We start from the raw sequence: 16367 nt of genomic DNA on the forward strand, positions 1-16367 counted from the left end.
CGCGCGGACCACCGCGGGAAGTGCCACTATCCCCGCGCGGACCACCACGGAAAGCGCCACGGGCACCACCCCGGCCCCCCGGTCCGCCGCGGCCGGAGTTACCGGGCCGCCCCCGACGTACCCAGCCACCCGGCCAGCTTTCCGCCCCGGGCCACCGCCCGCAGGCGCCGCTCGGCGGCGTCCTGCACCTGGTCGGTGGCGATCACCAGCAGCTCGTCGCCCCGCTGGAGCACCGTGGCGGGCGACGGCACGAAGGAGGCGCCGGCCCGGACCACCAGGGTGACCGAGGCGCCCACCGGCAGCCGGAGCTCGCCGACCTCGACGCCGTGCATCCGGGAGTCCCTGTCCACGGTCAGCGAGAGCAGGTGCCCGCGCAGCCGCTCCAGCGGCGCGGACTCGATGCCCAGGTCGGAGGCCTCGCTGTCGTCGCCCAGGCGCAGCTTGCGGGCCAGCCAGGGCAGTGTCGGCCCCTGGATCAGCGTGTAGACCACGACCAGCACGAAGACGATGTTGAAGATCCGGCGGCTGCCCGTCACCCCGGCCACCATCGGGATGGTGGCCAGGATGATCGGCACCGCGCCCCGCAGACCGGCCCACGACATCAGCGCCTGCTGCTGCCAGGGCACCCGGAACGGCGACAGGCAGGCGATCACGCTCAGCGGCCTCGCCACCATGGTCAGGACCAGGCCGATCACCAGCGCGGGCAGGATGTCGTCGCCCAGCTCCCGCGGGTTGACCAGCAGGCCGAGCAGCACGAACATGCCGATCTGCGCGATCCAGCCGAGCCCGTCGGCGAAGCCGCGGGTGGCCGGGTGGTGCGGCAGCCGGGCGTTGCCCAGCACCATCGACGCCAGGTAGACCGCGAGGAAGCCGCTGCCGTGCGCGATGGCGCCCGCCGCGTAGGCCGTCACCGCCATCGCCATCACGGCGATGGGGTAGAGGCCGGAGGCGGGCAGCGCGACCCGCCGCAGCCCCCAGGCGCCCAGCCAGCCGACCGCCAGGCCCACGGCCGCGCCGATCGCCAGCTCCATCGCCATCTCCGCCAGCAGCAGGTACCAGTGCTCGAACGGCCCGGCGGTGGAGAAGGAGACGACCAGGATGACCACCGGGGCGTCGTTGAAGCCCGACTCGGCCTCCAGGGTGCCGGTGATGCGGGACGGCAGGGGGATGCGGCGCAGCACGGAGAAGACCGCCGCCGCGTCGGTCGAGGAGACCACCGCGCCCACGATGAGCGCCTGCCGCCACTCCAGCCCGGCCAGGTAGTGGGCGGCCATGGCGGTGACTGTCACGCTCACCGCGACGCCGGCCGAGGCCAGCACGGCGGCGGACGGCAGCACCGGTTTGATCTGGCCCCACTTGGTGCCCAGTCCGCCCTCGGCGAGGATCACGACCAGGGCCGCGTAGCCGATGACCTGGGTCAGCGCGGCGTTGTCGAACTCGATGCCGGCGATGCCGTCGGAGCCCAGCCCGATGCCGATGCCTAGGTAGATGAGGAGGCTCGGAAGTCCGCTGCGTGAGGACACGCGCACGGCGGCCACGGCCACCAGGAGGACGAGCGAGGCGCCGAGCAGAAGCTGGTTGAGGTGGTCGACAGACAGTTGGCGCCCCTTCCCTTCCCTCCGAGGTGCTGCGAACGGCCCCGTGTGCGCACGGGACGGCATCGGCAGGTCTTTCGTTACCTTACCTAACTCTTGACGTTTTCTTGACGCGCTTTCGCCACTCCGCGCCCCGGCGAAGGCTCCCGCCGGACGCCGCATCGGGACGAACGGGACACCCTGGACACCCCGCTCGCCTGATGCCACGGCTTCACAGACGCCGCGTCAAGCCGCCGCGCCCCGTGCGCCTATCGTTGCTCCAGCGCGACGTCGGGCCACGCCGCCGCGCCCAGAACTGACCACCGCCCGCCCCGCCGCTCGCGTGAGGACAGCAAGGACAGCGATGCCCCCCAACACCACCGCCTCTTCCGGTCAGCAGCCCGGCAAGTCCGGCAGGAAGAAGGGGCGCAAAGCCCGACTCCTGGTCCTTCTCGTCGTCCTCGCGCTCATAGGCGGCCTGGTCTACGGCGGGTACTGGACGGTCAGCACCGTCCGTGCCTCGTTCCCGCAGACCAGCGGGTCGCTGACCCTCAAGGGCCTGTCCGGCCCGGTCGAGGTCCGGCGCGACGGCCAGGGCGTGCCGCACGTCTACGCCGACTCCGAGGAAGACCTGTTCATGGCGCAGGGATTCGTCCAGGCGCAGGACCGGTTCTACGAGATGGACGTGCGCCGCCACCTGACCGCGGGCCGGCTCTCCGAGATGTTCGGCGCGAGCCAGGTCGGCACCGACGCGTTCCTGCGCACCCTCGGCTGGCGCCGCGTCGCGCAGCAGGAGTACGACAAGGAGCTGTCGGCCTCCACCAAGAAGTACCTGCGGGCCTACACCAAGGGCGTCAACGCCTACCTCGGCGACCGCGAGGGCGACGAACTCTCCCTGGAGTACGCGGCGCTCGCGCTCACCGGCGACTACACGCCGGAGCCGTGGACCCCCGTCGACTCGGTGGCCTGGCTCAAGGCGATGGCCTGGGACCTGCGCGGCAACATGCAGGACGAGATCGACCGTTCGCTGATGACCAGCAGGCTCGACGCGAAGCAGATCGCCGACCTGTACCCGGGCTACCCGTTCGAGCGGAACCGGACGATCGTGCAGGAGGGCGCCTACGCGCAGGCCACCGGCACCTGGGACCAGAAGGCCACCGCGAGCGAGCAGGCGCAGGGCGGCGCCGGAACCCTCCCGGGGGTCGCGGCGGAGGACCAGGCCGGGCTGCAGAGCCAGCTCGCCGGGCTCTACGGCGCCCTGGACGAGCTGCCCACCGCGGTCGGCGTCAACGGCAACGGCATCGGCTCCAACTCCTGGGTGGTCGCCGGATCGCACACCGTGGGCGGGGCCCCGCTGCTGGCCAACGACCCGCACCTGTCGCCCGCGCTGCCCTCCGTCTGGTACCAGATGGGCCTGCACTGCCGCACCGTCTCCGCGAGCTGCCGCTACGACGTCTCCGGCTACACCTTCTCCGGCATGCCCGGCGTGGTCATCGGCCACAACGCGCAGATCGCCTGGGGCATGACCAACTCCGGCGTGGACGTCAGCGACCTGTACCTGCAGAAGGTCAGCCGCGACGGCTACCAGTACGACGGGAAGACCGTCCCCTTCCGGACCCGTGAGGAGACCATCAAGGTCGCCGGCGGGGCCGACAAGAAGATCGTGGTGCGCGAGACCAACAACGGCCCGCTCCTCTCCGACCGCGACGACGAGCTCGTCCAGGTGGGCAGGAAGGCCGGCGTGAAGGCCGCCGCACCCGACCGGGGCGACGGCTACGGGGTCTCGCTGCGGTGGACCGCGCTCGACCCGGGCAGCACCATGGACGCCGTCTTCGCCATCAACACGGCGCGCGACTGGAAGGAGTTCCGGGAGGCCGCCCAGCTGTTCGAGGTGCCCTCGCAGAACCTCGTCTACGCCGACCGGAAGAACATCGGCTACCAGCTGCCGGGCCGCATCCCGGTCCGCGCCGAGGGCTACGACGGCGCGCTCCCGGCGCCCGGCTGGGAGCGTGCCGCCCGCTGGACCGGCTGGATCGACCAGGACGAGCTGCCCTACGAGTTCAACCCGGAGCGCGGCTACATCGTCACCGCCAACCAGGCCGTGGTCGACGAGGACGCCTACCCGTACCTGCTGACCGGCGACTGGTCCTACGGCGCCCGCAGCCAGCGGATCAACGACCTGGTCAAGGCGAAGATCGAGGGCGGCGGCAAGGTCTCGACCGAGGACATGCGCGAGATGCAGACCGACAGCAGCAGCGAGATCGCCAAGCTGCTGGTGCCCGAGCTGCTGAAGATCGACCTCGAGGACGACGACGTCCGCGACGCGCAGGAGCTGCTGGAGAGCTGGGACCGCACCCAGACCCCGGACTCGGCGGCGGCCGCGTACTTCAACGCCGTGTGGCGCAACATCCTGAAGCTGGCGTTCGGCAACAAGCTTCCCAAGGAGCTGCGGGTCGAGGGCCAGTGCCTGTGGGTGGAGCCGGTGAACACCACCGGCCCCGCCGAGGAGGCGGACAAGGTCCGCGAGTGCGGGCAGCGCAGCGCCACGCAGGCCCAGCCGGACGGCGGCGACCGGTGGTTCGAGGTCGTGCGGAACCTGATGGCGGACGAGGACAGCGAGTGGTGGACCACCGGCAAGTCGCTCAGCGGCCGTGAGGGCGCGACGAACGACCGGGACGCCCTGCTCGAGCGGGCCATGGTCGACGCGCGCTGGGAACTGACGGCGAAGCTCGGCAAGGACATGGACAGCTGGAGCTGGGGCCGGCTGCACACGCTGTACCTGAAGAACCAGACCATGGGCACGGCCGGTCCGGGCTTCCTCCAGCACATGCTCAACCGCGGGCCCTGGGAGCTCGGCGGCGGCGAGTCCACCGTCGACGCGACGGGGTGGAACGCGGCCGGCGGGTACGGGGTGGTCTGGGTGCCGTCCATGCGGATGGTGGTGAACCTCGACGACTTCGACAAGTCGAAGTGGATCAACCTCACCGGCGCGTCCGGGCACGCGTACAGCTCGCACTACGTGGACCAGACGGACGCGTGGGCGAAGGGAGAGCTGTACGAGTGGCCGTTCTCCGCGGCCGCGGTGAAGCGGGCCACGGAGGAGACGCTCACGCTGAAGCCGTGACGGTATGCCCGCCGGGCCCACCGCACCGGGGCGGTTCCCTCACGGGGGAGCCGCCCCGGCGGCCTTCCCGGACGCGGGGGTCAGCCGAAGCGGTGGAGGCCCGAGGGGGTCACCGCGGCGGTGACCGGGCGGTCGTGGGATTCGGCGGGGACCGTGTCGCGCAGCTCGGTGTCGTGCAGGAGGACCACCAGCGCCGGGGCGGCGCCCGCCGCGTCGAGGCGGGCCAGGACCCGGTCGTAGGAGCCGCCCCCGCGGCCGAGCCGCAGCCCGCCGCGGTCCACCGCGAGCCCCGGCAGGAGGACCACGTCCGCGGCGAGCACCGCCTCGACGCCGCCGGTTGCGCCGCCCGGCTCCAGCAGTGTCATCCGCCCCGCCCCCAGCGGCCGTGCGACCAGCGCGTCCGCGCCGCGGTAGTCCCCCCAGTCCAGGTCGTCGTCCTCACGCAGCACCGGGAGCAGCACCCGCACGCCTCGTCCGCGCAACGCGTCCAGCAGCGCACGGGTCTCCGGCTCCGAACCCACCGAGACGTACGCCGCGACCGTCCGCGCCCGCGCCACCTCCGGCAGCTCCAGGGCTCGCGCCGCCAGCGCGCGCCCGGCCGCACGGCGCTCGTCGTCCGTCAACCTTCTCCTCGCACGGAGGATCTCCGCCCGCAACCTTCGCTTGGCATCCTCGTCAGTCACTGTTGTCTCCCACCGCGGTGTCTCCCACAGCTTCCCGGCCGCACGATCGGTTCAGTTTTCCGCCCGAATGCAGCCATATGACGTGGAATCGAATGGAGCTCCCGATTCCGTACAACCCAATGGATATGGTTGCGAACATGATGAAGGCACATCCTCGGATCAGTAAGGCTGTCATCCCGGCGGCCGGTCTCGGCACGCGGTTCCTTCCGGCCACCAAGGCGACGCCCAAGGAGATGCTCCCGGTCGTCGACAAGCCGGCGATCCAGTACGTCGTCGAGGAGGCCGTCCAGGCCTGCCTGCGGGACGTGCTGATGGTCACCGGCCGCAACAAGCGCCCGCTCGAGGACCACTTCGACCGCAACTACGAGCTGGAGAACGCCCTCGAGCGCAAGGGCGACAACGACCGGCTGGCCCGCGTGCAGGAGCCGACCGACCTGGCCACCATCCACTACGTCCGCCAGGGCGACCCCAGAGGCCTCGGCCACGCGGTGCTCTGCGCCGCCCCGCACGTCGGCGACGAGCCCTTCGCGGTCCTCCTCGGCGACGACCTGATCGACCCGCGCGACCCGCTGCTCTCCCGCATGATCGAGGTCCAGGCCGAGTACGGCGGCAGCGTCGTGGCGCTGATGGAGGTCGACCCGGCCCAGATCCACCTCTACGGCTGCGCCGCCGTCGAGTGCACCAAGGACGCCGACGTCACCCGGGTGACCGGGCTGGTGGAGAAGCCCGAGCCGGCCGACGCCCCGTCCGCCTACGCCGTCATCGGCCGCTACGTCCTCGACCCGGGCATCTTCGAGGTGCTGCGGCACACCGCGCCGGGGCGCGGCGGCGAGATCCAGCTGACCGACGCCCTCCAGCACCTGGCGGCCGACGAGAACATCGCCGGACCGGTCCACGGCGTCGTCTTCAAGGGCCGCCGCTATGACACCGGAGACCGCGGCGACTATCTGCGTGCGATTGTCCGACTGGCATGCGAACGTGAGGACCTGGGGCCGGACTTCCGGACCTGGCTCCGCCGATTCGTAGCCGAGGAGATGTAACGGACTTGAGCACCACCGCACCCCGCAGCACCGCGTCGCCGTCGCAGGAGGACCGCCTGTGGACGGTGGAGGAGCACCTCGAGGACATCCTCTCCACCGTCCGCCCCCTCGAACCGATCGAGCTGCAACTGCTCGACGCCCAGGGCTGCGTCCTGGTCGAGGACGTGACGGTGCCGGTCTCCCTGCCGCCCTTCGACAACAGCTCGATGGACGGCTACGCGGTGCGCGTCGCGGACGTGACGGGTGCGAGCAGGGAGTTCCCCGCGGTCCTCGAGGTGGTCGGGGACGTGGCGGCCGGTCAGGCCCCCGGACTGAAGGTGAGTCCGGGGCAGACCGCCCGCATCATGACCGGCGCGCCCCTGCCGCCCGGCGCCGAGGCGGTCGTGCCCGTCGAGTGGACCGACGGAGGGCTCGGGGGCGGGCCGGCGACCGGGATGAAGGCCCGCAGCAAGGCGCCCGAGGGCGCCACCGGGCAGGTCAGGGTCTACCAGGGCGCCGAGGCCGGGGCGCACGTCCGCCGGGCCGGCAGCGACATGAAGGCGGGGGACCGCGCCCTCGCCGCCGGCACCGTCCTCGGGCCTGCCCAGCTCGGACTGCTCGCCTCCGTCGGCCGGGCCACCGCGAAGGTGCGGCCCCGGCCGCGGGTCGTGGTCCTCTCCACCGGCAGCGAACTCGTGCCGCCCGGCGAGTTTTTGAAGCCCGGGCAGATCCACGACTCCAACAGCTTCGCCCTCACCGCCGCCGCGCGGGAGGCCGGAGCGATCGCCTACCGGGTGGGGGCGGTCGCCGACGACGCGGAGACGCTGCGCACCAGCGTCGACGACCAACTGGTGCGCGCCGACCTGCTGGTGACCAGCGGAGGCGTCAGCGTGGGCGCCTACGACGTGGTCAAGGAGGCGCTCACCGCGCCCGAACCGGCAACGCTCGAGGCCGAGGACGGCGAGGACGGTGACGGCGAGCCCGGCGGCGAGGGTGGCGGCGAGCAGCCGGCCGCCGGCGTCGACTTCCGGCGCGTCGCCATGCAGCCCGGCAAGCCGCAGGGCTTCGGGATGATCGGGCCCGACCACACGCCGGTGCTCACCCTGCCGGGCAACCCGGTCTCCTCGTTCGTCTCCTTCGAGATCTTCGTCCGCCCGGTGATCCGCGCCCTGATGGGCCTGCCCGAGGACCAGCTCCACCGGCCGCGCACCCGGGCGTCCCTGGACGCCGGCAAGGCGCTCTCCTCGCCCCGGGGCCGCCGCCAGTTCCTGCGCGGCCGCCTCGACGGCGACCGGGTCACCCCGGTGGGCGGCGCGGGCTCCCACCTGGTCGGCGCGCTGGCGCAGGCGAACGCGCTGATCGTGGTGGGCGAGGACGTCACCTCGGTGGAGCCCGGCGACGACGTCGAGGTGGTCCTGCTCGGCTGACGGGCGGATCCTGGCGGTACCGTGTCGCGCATCGCCGTGCACATCTCGCGCGGCAGCGCACGGCAGCAGCCCTGAACGACTAAGGACGCCTTCCGCATGGGTACGCAGGACCGACTGACCCACATCGACGAGGCGGGCGCCGCCCGCATGGTCGACGTCTCCGGGAAGGACGTGACCGCCCGCACCGCCCGCGCCAGCGGCCGGGTCCTCGTCCACCCGCGCGTGGTGGAGCTGCTGCGCGGTGAGGGCGTGCCCAAGGGGGACGCCCTCGCGACCGCGCGGATCGCCGGGATCATGGGCGCGAAGAAGACGCCCGAGCTGATCCCCCTGTGCCATCCGCTGGCCCTCTCCGGGGTGAAGCTCGACCTCGCCGTGGCCGACGACGCCGTCGAGATCACCGCCACGGTGAGGACCACCGACCGCACCGGGGTGGAGATGGAGGCGCTGACCGCCGTCACCGTCGCCGCGCTCACCGTCGTCGACATGGTCAAGGCGGTCGACAAGGGCGCCGTCATCACCGACGTGCGGGTCGAGGAGAAGACCGGCGGCAAGTCCGGCGAGTGGAGGCGGGCGTGAGCGGTCCCCAGGGGCACGGCACCCAAGGACCCGGGACCCAGGGCTACCGGGCGCTGGTCGTCACCGCCTCCAACCGTGCCGCCGCCGGGGTCTACGAGGACCGCGGCGGCCCGCTGCTGAAGGCGGGTCTGGAGGCGCTCGGGTTCGCCGTGGACGGGCCCGTGGTGGTCCCCGACGGCGACCCGGTGGAGGCCGCGCTGAGGGACGCCGTCGCGGCCGGCTACGACGTGGTGCTCACCACCGGCGGCACCGGTGTCTCGCCCACCGACCGCACCCCCGAGGCCACCCGCCGGGTCGTGGACCACGAGGTTCCCGGCATCCCGGAGGCGATCCGCGCGTACGGCCGGGAGAAGGTGCCCACCGCGGCGCTCTCGCGGGGGATCGCGGGCGTCGCCGGGCACACCCTGGTCGTCAACCTCCCCGGCTCCACGGGCGGGGTGAAGGACGGCCTCGCCGTCCTCGGCGACCTGCTCACGCACGCCGTGGACCAGCTCCGCGGCGGGGACCACCCCTCCTCCGCGCCGTCGGGGGGCCCGTCCTCCGGGGGTGCGAGCTGAACGGCCTGCTCTGGCCCGTGGTCCTGGAACACGGCGACGTCCGGCTGCGGCCGATGCGGATGCGCGACCAGGGCGACTGGCGCGAGGTCAACCGGCGCAACCGCGACTGGCTGCGCCGCTGGGAGGCGACCATCCCGCCCCCGATGCCGGGCGGCCCGGTCACCCACCGGCCCACCTTCCGGCAGATGGTCCGTCACCTGCGCTCCGAGGCGCGGGCCGGGCGGATGATGCCCTGGGTCGTCGAGTACCGGGGGCGCCTGGCCGGGCAGTTGACGGTCGGCAGCATCACCTGGGGCTCCATGTGCTCGGGGAACATCGGCTACTGGGTGGACCAGGCGGTGGCCGGCCGCGGGGTGATGCCGACGGCGGTCGCGCTCGCCGCCGACCACAGCTTCCGCTCGGTCGGACTGCACCGGCTGGAGGTCTGCATTCGCCCCGAGAACGGCCCCAGCCGCCGCGTCGTGGAGAAACTCCGATTCCGCGAGGAAGGGCTGCGGCCGCGCTATCTGCACATCGACGGGGACTGGCGCGACCACCTCGTCTACGCGCTCACCGCGGAAGAGGTCCCCGAAGGGATGATGACGCGTCTGTCCAGGCTGAGGGGCCGCACGCCCTGACAGAAGCCCGGGAAGGCGCCCTGTCCCCGGTAATTGAATAAGTGTTCGAATTTGGGTCCGTTGCGCTCACGTTTGGGTGCAGGAATTCATGCTTCCGGCGGTCTGTGATCACATCGGTCGCCTAAAAGGCTCGAAATATCAGCCAGATCGTGCGACACACCGTGTGAATTGGCAGATGGCCTCACCCAAACCGCTCTACCGTGTGACCGTGAGCAGCAGCGGCCTCATCTACGCAGTCATTGTCGGGGCCTGGGCCGCCTACTTGGTGCCGATGTGGCTCCGTAGGCAGGACGAGCTGAACGAGGCCCGTCCGACGGAACGCTTCAGCACCGCCATCCGGCTGCTGTCCGGAAGGGCGGGGATGGAGCGCCGTTACGCCAAGGACCTCGCGCGCTCCTCCGACGAGGCGGAGCCCGCGGCCGACACGGTCGACCCGGACGCCGTGACCGACTCGGTCGACGTCCGGGCCTTCGCCGTACCCCCGGACGATCCGCGCCCCACCGGGCCGGAGCAGCGCCGCGGTGAGGCTCCCGGCGCCCGGCGACGGGGCGACGGCCCTGTGCCGGGCAGGCGCCCCGGCCCTGAGGCGGCCCCGGGCGATCCGGCGCCGGGCGCGCAGCGGACCGACCGCCCGGACCACGCCGGGCAGCCGGACCACGCCGGCCATCCGGCACGCGTCGAGCACCCCGCCCGCACGGAGCGGCTGGAGCGGCCGGACCGTCCCGACCGCCTCGACCGGGCCTCCCGGGCGGCCGCGGAGCGGAAGGCGGAGGCGGCGCGGGCGAAGATCGCGCGCTCCCGGGTGATGGCCCGCAGACGGCGCACCATCACCCTGCTCTTCGTCGCCTTCAGCATCGGCGCGGTCGCCGCCGCGGTCGGTGGTGTCGCCTTCCTCTGGGCGCCGGCCCTGCCGGCCGTGCTGCTCAGCGTCTACATCGCCTACCTCCGCACCCAGGAACGCCGCCGCTTCGCCTACCGCATGGACCGCGGTCAGGCCGAGGAGGCGGCGCGGCGCGTGCGCGAGCGGGGCCGGGAGCGGGAGCGCGGCGGGCGGCGCCGTCCGGGGCCGTCGCCCGCGGCGGACCCCGAGCGCGGCACCGAACGCCTTCCGCGCGGACCCGAGCGGGACCTCGCCGTCCAGCGGCCCGCGGGCCGTCCGGGCGACGGCGCGCCGGAGCCCGAGGGCCACGACCCCGGGCCGGCCACGCTCTCCTCGCTCGCCGCCGACCGGCTCGCCCTGATCGAGCAGACCGACCACGCCGAGTGGGTCGACCAGCAGCGTGAGCCCGAGCGGGACGCCGGTCCCTCCGACAGCTGGGAGCCGGTGCCGGTCCCGCTGCCGACCTACGTCACCGCGCCGGTGGCCCCGCGCACCACCTCCGACGTCGACCTCACGGACGACGCCTGGAGTTCCGCCCGCGCCGCCGTCGGCGCGGACCGCCACGACCAGCCCGCTGAACCGCAGGGGGCCCAGGAGGCCGAGGGGTCCGAGGCGTCCGCGTCCGAGGAGCCCCAGGCCCACCCGGAGCCCCGCGGCCGCTCCGGAGCCCGCCGCGGCCGCGGCCGGGGCCGCACCCCGCTCTTCGACCAGTACGCCGAGGGGGACCGGGACCGGCCCCGGGCGGCCAACGAGTGACCTGCCGGGTGGACCGGCGTCCGGCCTGCGGGGATCGCGCGGAACGGATTACCGACCACCCGGATGGGGATGCTAGAGTTTCACTCGTTGCAAGGGCCTGTGGCGCAGTCCGGTAGCGCACCTCGTTCGCATCGAGGGGGCCAGGGGTTCGAATCCCCTCAGGTCCACCTGCACGACAAGATCCCGACGATCTCACGATCGGCCGGGATCTTCGTCGTTTCCGGGGGCCCACGCACCGGCGTCCCGAGCCGGGCGGGAGCTCCGCCCGGCTCGGGGTGGGTCAGAGTACGTGGCGGGCGCCGGGGAGGGCCTCACTGAACCTGAGGTCCGAGTACCGGCGGGTGATGGTGCTGGGCCCTGACCGGGAATCCGGCCGAGGGTGACCAGGCCGGCCTCGCCTGACCCGTGCACGTGTATGGTGCATGCCAAATTTCACCGCAGCCGGGGGAGGCTCCCTTGGACATGCTCGTGACGCCGGCCGGCCGGGGCGTCTCTCCTCAGGAGTGGGCGGTCGTGATGCTGGTCGGGGGAGCCATCATGACGTCGACGGGCGTCATCCTCGTGCTCAGCCCCTCGGTCTCGGCGGACTGGCAGGTCCAGCAGCAGCAGGACCGGTACGACGCCTACGGGCGTGGAAGGCCGCCGACGTTCGACGACCGGGAAGTGCAGGAGGTCATGACGCGCGTGGTGGGGGGCGAGTTCGCGGTCGTGGGACCCGTCCTGCTGATCGCGGGGATCGTGCGCCTGGTCACGCGGTAAGGGTCGCGGCGGGCCGGTCCCGTGGCGGACCGGCCCGCGGTCACGGCTTGCGCAGCCGCCGGTCCAGGGCGAGGGACAGCTCCGCCTGGACCACGCTGCGGGCCAGCGGGCGCAGGCGCTGGGCGTCCTCCTCCGGGGCGTGGGCGCCGACCAGGTCGGCGAAGAGGTCCGCGATGGCGTCGGCGTGCTCGCGCACCCGCCGCCCCGCCTCGAGGACCGCGGCGAGCGGGATGCCCTCGCGCACCAGGGCGGAGGAGACGTCCAGCAGGTTGCGGCTGATGTGCACGAACTCCTCGCCGTCCACGGCGACATAGCCGAGCTCCATCGCCGTGACCAGGTTCTCCGGGGACACCTCGCCCGCGAACCGTTCCGCCAGTTCCTCCGGCGAGAGCCGCACCGGTGTCTCCTCGGTGGGGGCGACGCCCAGCAACTCGCCGACGCCCCGGCCGTGTTCGAAGGCCTCCGCGAGTTCGGCGATGCCGCTCAGGGTGTGGCCCCGCTCCAGCAGGGCCGCGATGGTGCGCAGCCGCGCCAGGTGGCGGTCGTCGTACCAGGCGATCCGCCCCTCCCGCCGCGGCGGCGCCAGCAGTCTGCGCTCGCGGTAGAAGCGGAGGGTGCGCGTGGTGATGCCGGCCAGTCGCGCCAGTTCCTCCGCGCGGTACTCCCGCCGCCCGTCGTCGTGTCCCACGGTCTCCGCCTCGTCCGTCACGCGGATCACCCTAGGCCGTACCGCCGGTAACTTTCCTCGCCCGGACCCCTACCCATCAGTACGTCACTGCCCTACGCTCCCAACAGTGCCAGTGAACACTGGCAAGGTTCGCGGGAAGCCCGCGCGGACCGCGACAGCAGCACGGCACGGCACGGCACATGGACTCGGCACGACACCAGCAAAAGCCAGACACAGCGCGGGAGGCGGCGGGATGGCCGACTACGAGCACGAACACGTACGAGTGGCGGTGATCGGCGCCGGGTTCGGCGGACTGGGCGCCGCGGTCCGGCTCCGCCGGGAGGGCGTCACCGACTTCGTCGTCCTGGAACGCGCCTCCGCCCTCGGCGGCACCTGGCGCGACAACAGCTACCCCGGGTGCGCCTGCGACGTCCCGTCGCACCTGTACTCGTTCTCCTTCGCGCCCAACCCGGACTGGCCGCGCGCCTTCTCCGGCCAGGAGCACATCCACGCCTACCTCGAGAAGGTGGCCGACACCTTCGGCCTGCGCCCCCACCTCCGCTTCGACTCCGAGGTCGAGCGCATGACCTGGGACAACGAGGCGCTGCGCTGGGTGATCGAGACGAAGAGCGGCAGCCTCACCGCCGACGTCGTGGTCAACGCCACCGGCCCGCTCTCCGACCCCAAGCTGCCCGACGTGCCCGGCCTCGACTCGTTCCCCGGCAAGGTGTTCCACTCGGCCCGCTGGGACCACGACTACGACCTCACCGGCAAGCGCGTCGCCATGGTCGGCACCGGCGCCTCCGCCATCCAGATCGTGCCCGCGATCCAGCCGAAGGTCGGCCGGCTCACCGTGCTGCAGCGCACGCCCCCGTGGGTGATGCCCCGCGCCGACCGCCCGATCGGCGGCCTGGAGCGCACGGTCCACCGCGCCGTCCCGCTCACCACCAGGATGCGCCGCGGCGTCCTGTGGGGCATCCGCGAGCTCCAGGTGCAGGCGTTCACCAAGCGCCCCGACCTGCTCGGCGTCGTCGAGAAGCTCGCCAAGGCCAACATGGCCAAGGCGGTCAAGGACCCGGAGCTGCGCCGCAAGCTGACCCCGGACTACCGGATCGGCTGCAAGCGCATCCTGCTCTCCAACACCTACTACCCGGCGCTCGCACAGCCGAATGTGGACGTGGTGGCGAGCGGCCTGGCCGAGGTCAGGGGCTCCACCCTGGTGGCCTCCGACGGCACCGAGGCCGAGGTCGACGCGATCGTCTTCGGCACCGGCTTCCACGTCACCGACATGCCGATCGCCGAGCGCGCGGTCGGCGCCGACGGGCGGACCCTCGCGGAGACCTGGAAGGACGGCATGGCGGGCCTGCGCGGCACCACCACGGCCGGCTTCCCCAACTTCCTGCTGGTCATCGGCCCCAACACCGGGCTCGGCAACTCCTCGATGATCCTGATGATCGAGGCCCAGCTGAACTACCTCGCCGACTACCTGCGCCAGCTCGACGTCCTCGGCGGCCGCGCCGCCCTGGACGTGCGCCCCGAGGCGCAGGACGCCTGGACCCACCGCGTCCAGGAGCGGATGAAGCGCACCGTGTGGAACACCGGCGGCTGCACCAGCTGGTACCTCGACGCGAACGGGCGCAACACCACCGTCTGGCCGGGCACCACCTCCGAGTTCCGCAAGGCCACCCGCCGGGTCGACCTGCTGGAGTACGACGTGGTCCGCCCCGCCCCCGCCGCAGCCGAGGCCGCTTCCGGGCCCGGCGCCACCGCCGCCGTGGAGGCCGCCGCATGAGCACCCTGGACCACCTGACGGCGCTGGGCCGCTACCAGCCGCCCGCGCCCGCCCGCGAACTGACCGCCTTCTCCGCGGACGGCGCCCGCATCTCCGTCGAGGTGCACGGCCCCGAGGGCGCCCCCGCCGTCGTGCTCGCGCACGGCTGGACCTGCTCCGTCGCCTTCTGGGCGGCGCAGATCCGCGACCTGTCCGAGAGGTTCCGCGTCATCGCCTACGACCAGCGCGGACACGGCGGCAGCCCGCTGCACGCCCCCGTCGGCACCCAGCAGCTCGCCGACGACCTCGAGGCGGTGCTGGCCGCCACCCTCGCCCCCGGCGAGAAAGCGGTGATCGCCGGACACTCCATGGGCGGCATGACGATCATGGCGGCCGCCGGACGCCCCGGCTTCCGCGAGCACGCCGCAGCCGTCCTGCTCTGCTCCACCGGCGCCTCCGCCCTGGTGCCGGAGTCCACGGTCCTCCCGATCAGGCGCGGGGCGGTCCGCACCTGGCTCACCGGACAGATCCTCGGCTCCCCGCTGCCGATCGGCCGCCGGCCCACCGGCTTCAGCCGCAAGGTCCTCAAGTACGGCACCATGGGCGCCGCTTCGACGCCGCAGATGGTGGAGGCCTGCGCACGCGTGGTGCACGCCTGCCCCACCAAGGCGCGGCACGCCTGGTCCCACGTCCTGTCCACCCTCGAACTCACCGAGGGCGCACGGCTGCTGGACCTCCCCACCGAGGTCCTCGTGGGCACCGCGGACCGGCTGACACCACCGGTCCACGCCCGTAACCTCGCCCAGGAAATCCCCAACTGCCTCCGGGTGACCGAACTTCCGGGCCTCGGCCACATGACCCCGATCGAGGCGCCGGACGTGGTCACCGACCGCATCAGGGCGCTGGCCGCCGCCCACCTCGCCGACGGCGCCGCGGCCGACGCGCGCACCGGGAACACCGAGGGCACCGACAGGACCGGCACGACCGGCACGACGAAGGAGAGCGCCGCATGAGCAAGATCAACCTGGAGGGACGGGTCGCCGTCGTCACCGGCGGCGCGCGGGGCGTCGGCGAACTGCTCGCCCGCAAGCTGTCGGTGCGCGGCGTGAAGGTGGCGCTGGTGGGCCTGGAGCCGGAGCGGCTCAAGGAGGTCTCCGGCCGCCTGTACGCCGAGAGCGACTGGTGGCACGCCGACGTCACCGACCAGGACGCCATGAACCAGGTGGCCGCCGAGGTCAAGGAGCGGTTCGGGCGGATCGACATCGTGATCGCCAACGCGGGCGTCGCCACCGGCGGTCCACTCGTCAGCTCCGACGCGGACGCCTGGCGGCGGGTGATCGAGGTCAACCTGATCGGCTCGGCGGTCACCGCGCGGGCGTTCCTGCCCGCACTGCTGGAGACCCGCGGCTACCTGCTGCAGATCGCCTCGCTGGCCGCGCTCACCCCGGCCCCGATGATGTCGGCGTACTGCGCCTCCAAGTCCGGCGTCGAGGCGTTCGCGCACTGCCTGCGCGGCGAGGTCGGCCACAAGGGCGTGGACGTGGGCGTCGGTTACCTGTCGTGGACCGACACCGACATGGTGCGCGGCGCCGACCAGGACGACGTGATGCGCGAGCTGCGCAAGCGGCTGCCGTGGCCGACCAACAAGACCTACCCGCTCGGCCCCGCGGTGGACCGGCTGGTGGACGGCATCGAGCGGCGCTCCGCGCACGTCTACGGGCAGTGGTGGCTGCGCGGCATGCAGTCGATCCGTGGCGCGCTGCCCACCCTGATCGGCACCGTCGGGCCCCGCGAGGTACGGCGGTTCGACGACCGTCTGGACCAGGTCCGGCCCGGTCTGGTGGGCGCCGGAGGCGCCGCCGACGAGCAGGAACGGACGTCCCAGCACAGCGGGTGATGATCGAAATGCGCTGTGTGCACGGCCGTGTCACGCTGGTCGAGCCCCGATCCCCTCACC

At 72.9% G+C, this 16367-nt stretch carries 14 protein-coding genes and 1 tRNA gene; 12 read left to right on the top strand and 3 right to left on the bottom strand.

Features of this window, described 5'->3' with window-relative positions:
* Positions 1-98: 98 nt before the first annotated feature.
* Entirely contained in the window at positions 99-1661 is a 1563-nt protein-coding gene (locus ACFRAV_RS03380) for a potassium/proton antiporter (RefSeq protein WP_382551217.1), read from the bottom strand.
* 277 nt (positions 1662-1938) lie between these two features.
* On the opposite strand from ACFRAV_RS03380, the gene ACFRAV_RS03385 reads away from it, so the two are divergent.
* Positions 1939-4698, top strand: coding sequence for a penicillin acylase family protein (locus ACFRAV_RS03385; RefSeq protein ID WP_382551221.1), 2760 nt, complete (start codon positions 1939-1941; stop codon positions 4696-4698).
* An 80-nt stretch (positions 4699-4778) separates the two neighbouring features.
* Here ACFRAV_RS03385 and ACFRAV_RS03390 read toward each other — a convergent pair whose 3' ends face one another.
* Positions 4779-5321 (bottom strand): 5-formyltetrahydrofolate cyclo-ligase, encoded by a 543-nt coding sequence (locus tag ACFRAV_RS03390; RefSeq protein WP_382551223.1) that lies wholly within the window; start codon positions 5319-5321, stop codon positions 4779-4781.
* A gap of 197 nt (positions 5322-5518) precedes the next feature.
* On the opposite strand from ACFRAV_RS03390, the gene galU reads away from it, so the two are divergent.
* The 8 genes from galU to ACFRAV_RS03430 all read left to right on the top strand — a co-directional run bounded on the left by galU (position 5519) and on the right by ACFRAV_RS03430 (position 11972).
* Positions 5519-6421 (top strand): UTP--glucose-1-phosphate uridylyltransferase GalU, encoded by a 903-nt coding sequence (gene galU / locus ACFRAV_RS03395; protein ID WP_382551226.1) that lies wholly within the window; start codon positions 5519-5521, stop codon positions 6419-6421.
* 5 nt (positions 6422-6426) lie between these two features.
* Complete coding sequence (gene glp / locus ACFRAV_RS03400; protein ID WP_382551228.1) at positions 6427-7827, top strand: gephyrin-like molybdotransferase Glp; 1401 nt, start codon at positions 6427-6429, stop codon at positions 7825-7827.
* Positions 7828-7923: 96 nt separating this feature from the next.
* Complete coding sequence (gene moaC / locus ACFRAV_RS03405) at positions 7924-8403, top strand: cyclic pyranopterin monophosphate synthase MoaC (RefSeq protein ID WP_108951687.1); 480 nt, start codon at positions 7924-7926, stop codon at positions 8401-8403.
* Positions 8400-8960 carry a molybdenum cofactor biosynthesis protein B gene (locus ACFRAV_RS03410; protein WP_382551231.1) on the top strand — a complete coding sequence of 187 codons (561 nt, stop codon included), beginning with the start codon at positions 8400-8402 and terminating at the stop codon, positions 8958-8960. The genes moaC and ACFRAV_RS03410 overlap by 4 nt, the downstream gene beginning before the upstream one ends.
* Before the next feature lie 53 nt (positions 8961-9013).
* Entirely contained in the window at positions 9014-9577 is a 564-nt protein-coding gene (locus ACFRAV_RS03415; RefSeq protein ID WP_382551407.1) for a GNAT family N-acetyltransferase, read from the top strand.
* A gap of 208 nt (positions 9578-9785) precedes the next feature.
* Positions 9786-11213, top strand: coding sequence for a gephyrin-like molybdotransferase receptor GlpR (glpR, locus tag ACFRAV_RS03420; RefSeq protein ID WP_382551234.1), 1428 nt, complete (start codon positions 9786-9788; stop codon positions 11211-11213).
* A 93-nt stretch (positions 11214-11306) separates the two neighbouring features.
* A tRNA-Ala gene (locus ACFRAV_RS03425) sits at positions 11307-11380 on the top strand.
* A gap of 289 nt (positions 11381-11669) precedes the next feature.
* Complete coding sequence (locus ACFRAV_RS03430; RefSeq protein ID WP_382551237.1) at positions 11670-11972, top strand: hypothetical protein; 303 nt, start codon at positions 11670-11672, stop codon at positions 11970-11972.
* 40 nt (positions 11973-12012) lie between these two features.
* Here the strand turns inward: ACFRAV_RS03430 and ACFRAV_RS03435 are convergent, their stop codons facing one another.
* On the bottom strand, positions 12013-12681 hold the full coding sequence (locus tag ACFRAV_RS03435; protein ID WP_382551240.1) for a MerR family transcriptional regulator: 669 nt from the start codon (positions 12679-12681) through the stop codon (positions 12013-12015).
* Positions 12682-12892: 211 nt separating this feature from the next.
* On the opposite strand from ACFRAV_RS03435, the gene ACFRAV_RS03440 reads away from it, so the two are divergent.
* The 3 genes from ACFRAV_RS03440 to ACFRAV_RS03450 are packed head-to-tail and all read left to right on the top strand — an operon-like array spanning position 12893 to position 16307.
* Entirely contained in the window at positions 12893-14431 is a 1539-nt protein-coding gene (locus ACFRAV_RS03440) for a flavin-containing monooxygenase (protein WP_382551243.1), read from the top strand.
* Complete coding sequence (locus ACFRAV_RS03445) at positions 14428-15423, top strand: alpha/beta fold hydrolase (protein WP_382551246.1); 996 nt, start codon at positions 14428-14430, stop codon at positions 15421-15423. The genes ACFRAV_RS03440 and ACFRAV_RS03445 overlap by 4 nt, the downstream gene beginning before the upstream one ends.
* The gene (locus ACFRAV_RS03450; RefSeq protein WP_382551248.1) at positions 15420-16307 is read left to right on the top strand and encodes an SDR family oxidoreductase; all 888 of its coding nucleotides are present in this window, start codon (positions 15420-15422) and stop codon (positions 16305-16307) included. The genes ACFRAV_RS03445 and ACFRAV_RS03450 overlap by 4 nt, the downstream gene beginning before the upstream one ends.
* Positions 16308-16367: the final 60 nt, after the last annotated feature.

The sequence above is a fragment of the Streptomyces sp. NPDC056600 genome, from assembly GCF_042792855.1.
Lineage (GTDB): Bacteria > Actinomycetota > Actinomycetes > Streptomycetales > Streptomycetaceae > Streptomyces.

What these genes read in the sequence shown, in the direction of transcription:
- ACFRAV_RS03380 (WP_382551217.1), bottom strand. Translation starts at nt 1,661, where the DNA reads ATGCCGTCCCGTGCGCACACGGGGCCGTTCGCAGCACCTCGGAGGGAA.
- ACFRAV_RS03385 (WP_382551221.1), top strand. Translation starts at nt 1,939, where the DNA reads ATGCCCCCCAACACCACCGCCTCTTCCGGTCAGCAGCCCGGCAAGTCC.
- galU (WP_382551226.1), top strand. Translation starts at nt 5,519, where the DNA reads ATGATGAAGGCACATCCTCGGATCAGTAAGGCTGTCATCCCGGCGGCC.
- moaC (WP_108951687.1), top strand. Translation starts at nt 7,924, where the DNA reads ATGGGTACGCAGGACCGACTGACCCACATCGACGAGGCGGGCGCCGCC.
- ACFRAV_RS03415 (WP_382551407.1), top strand. Translation starts at nt 9,014, where the DNA reads ATGCGGATGCGCGACCAGGGCGACTGGCGCGAGGTCAACCGGCGCAAC.
- ACFRAV_RS03440 (WP_382551243.1), top strand. Translation starts at nt 12,893, where the DNA reads ATGGCCGACTACGAGCACGAACACGTACGAGTGGCGGTGATCGGCGCC.
- ACFRAV_RS03445 (WP_382551246.1), top strand. Translation starts at nt 14,428, where the DNA reads ATGAGCACCCTGGACCACCTGACGGCGCTGGGCCGCTACCAGCCGCCC.
- ACFRAV_RS03450 (WP_382551248.1), top strand. Translation starts at nt 15,420, where the DNA reads ATGAGCAAGATCAACCTGGAGGGACGGGTCGCCGTCGTCACCGGCGGC.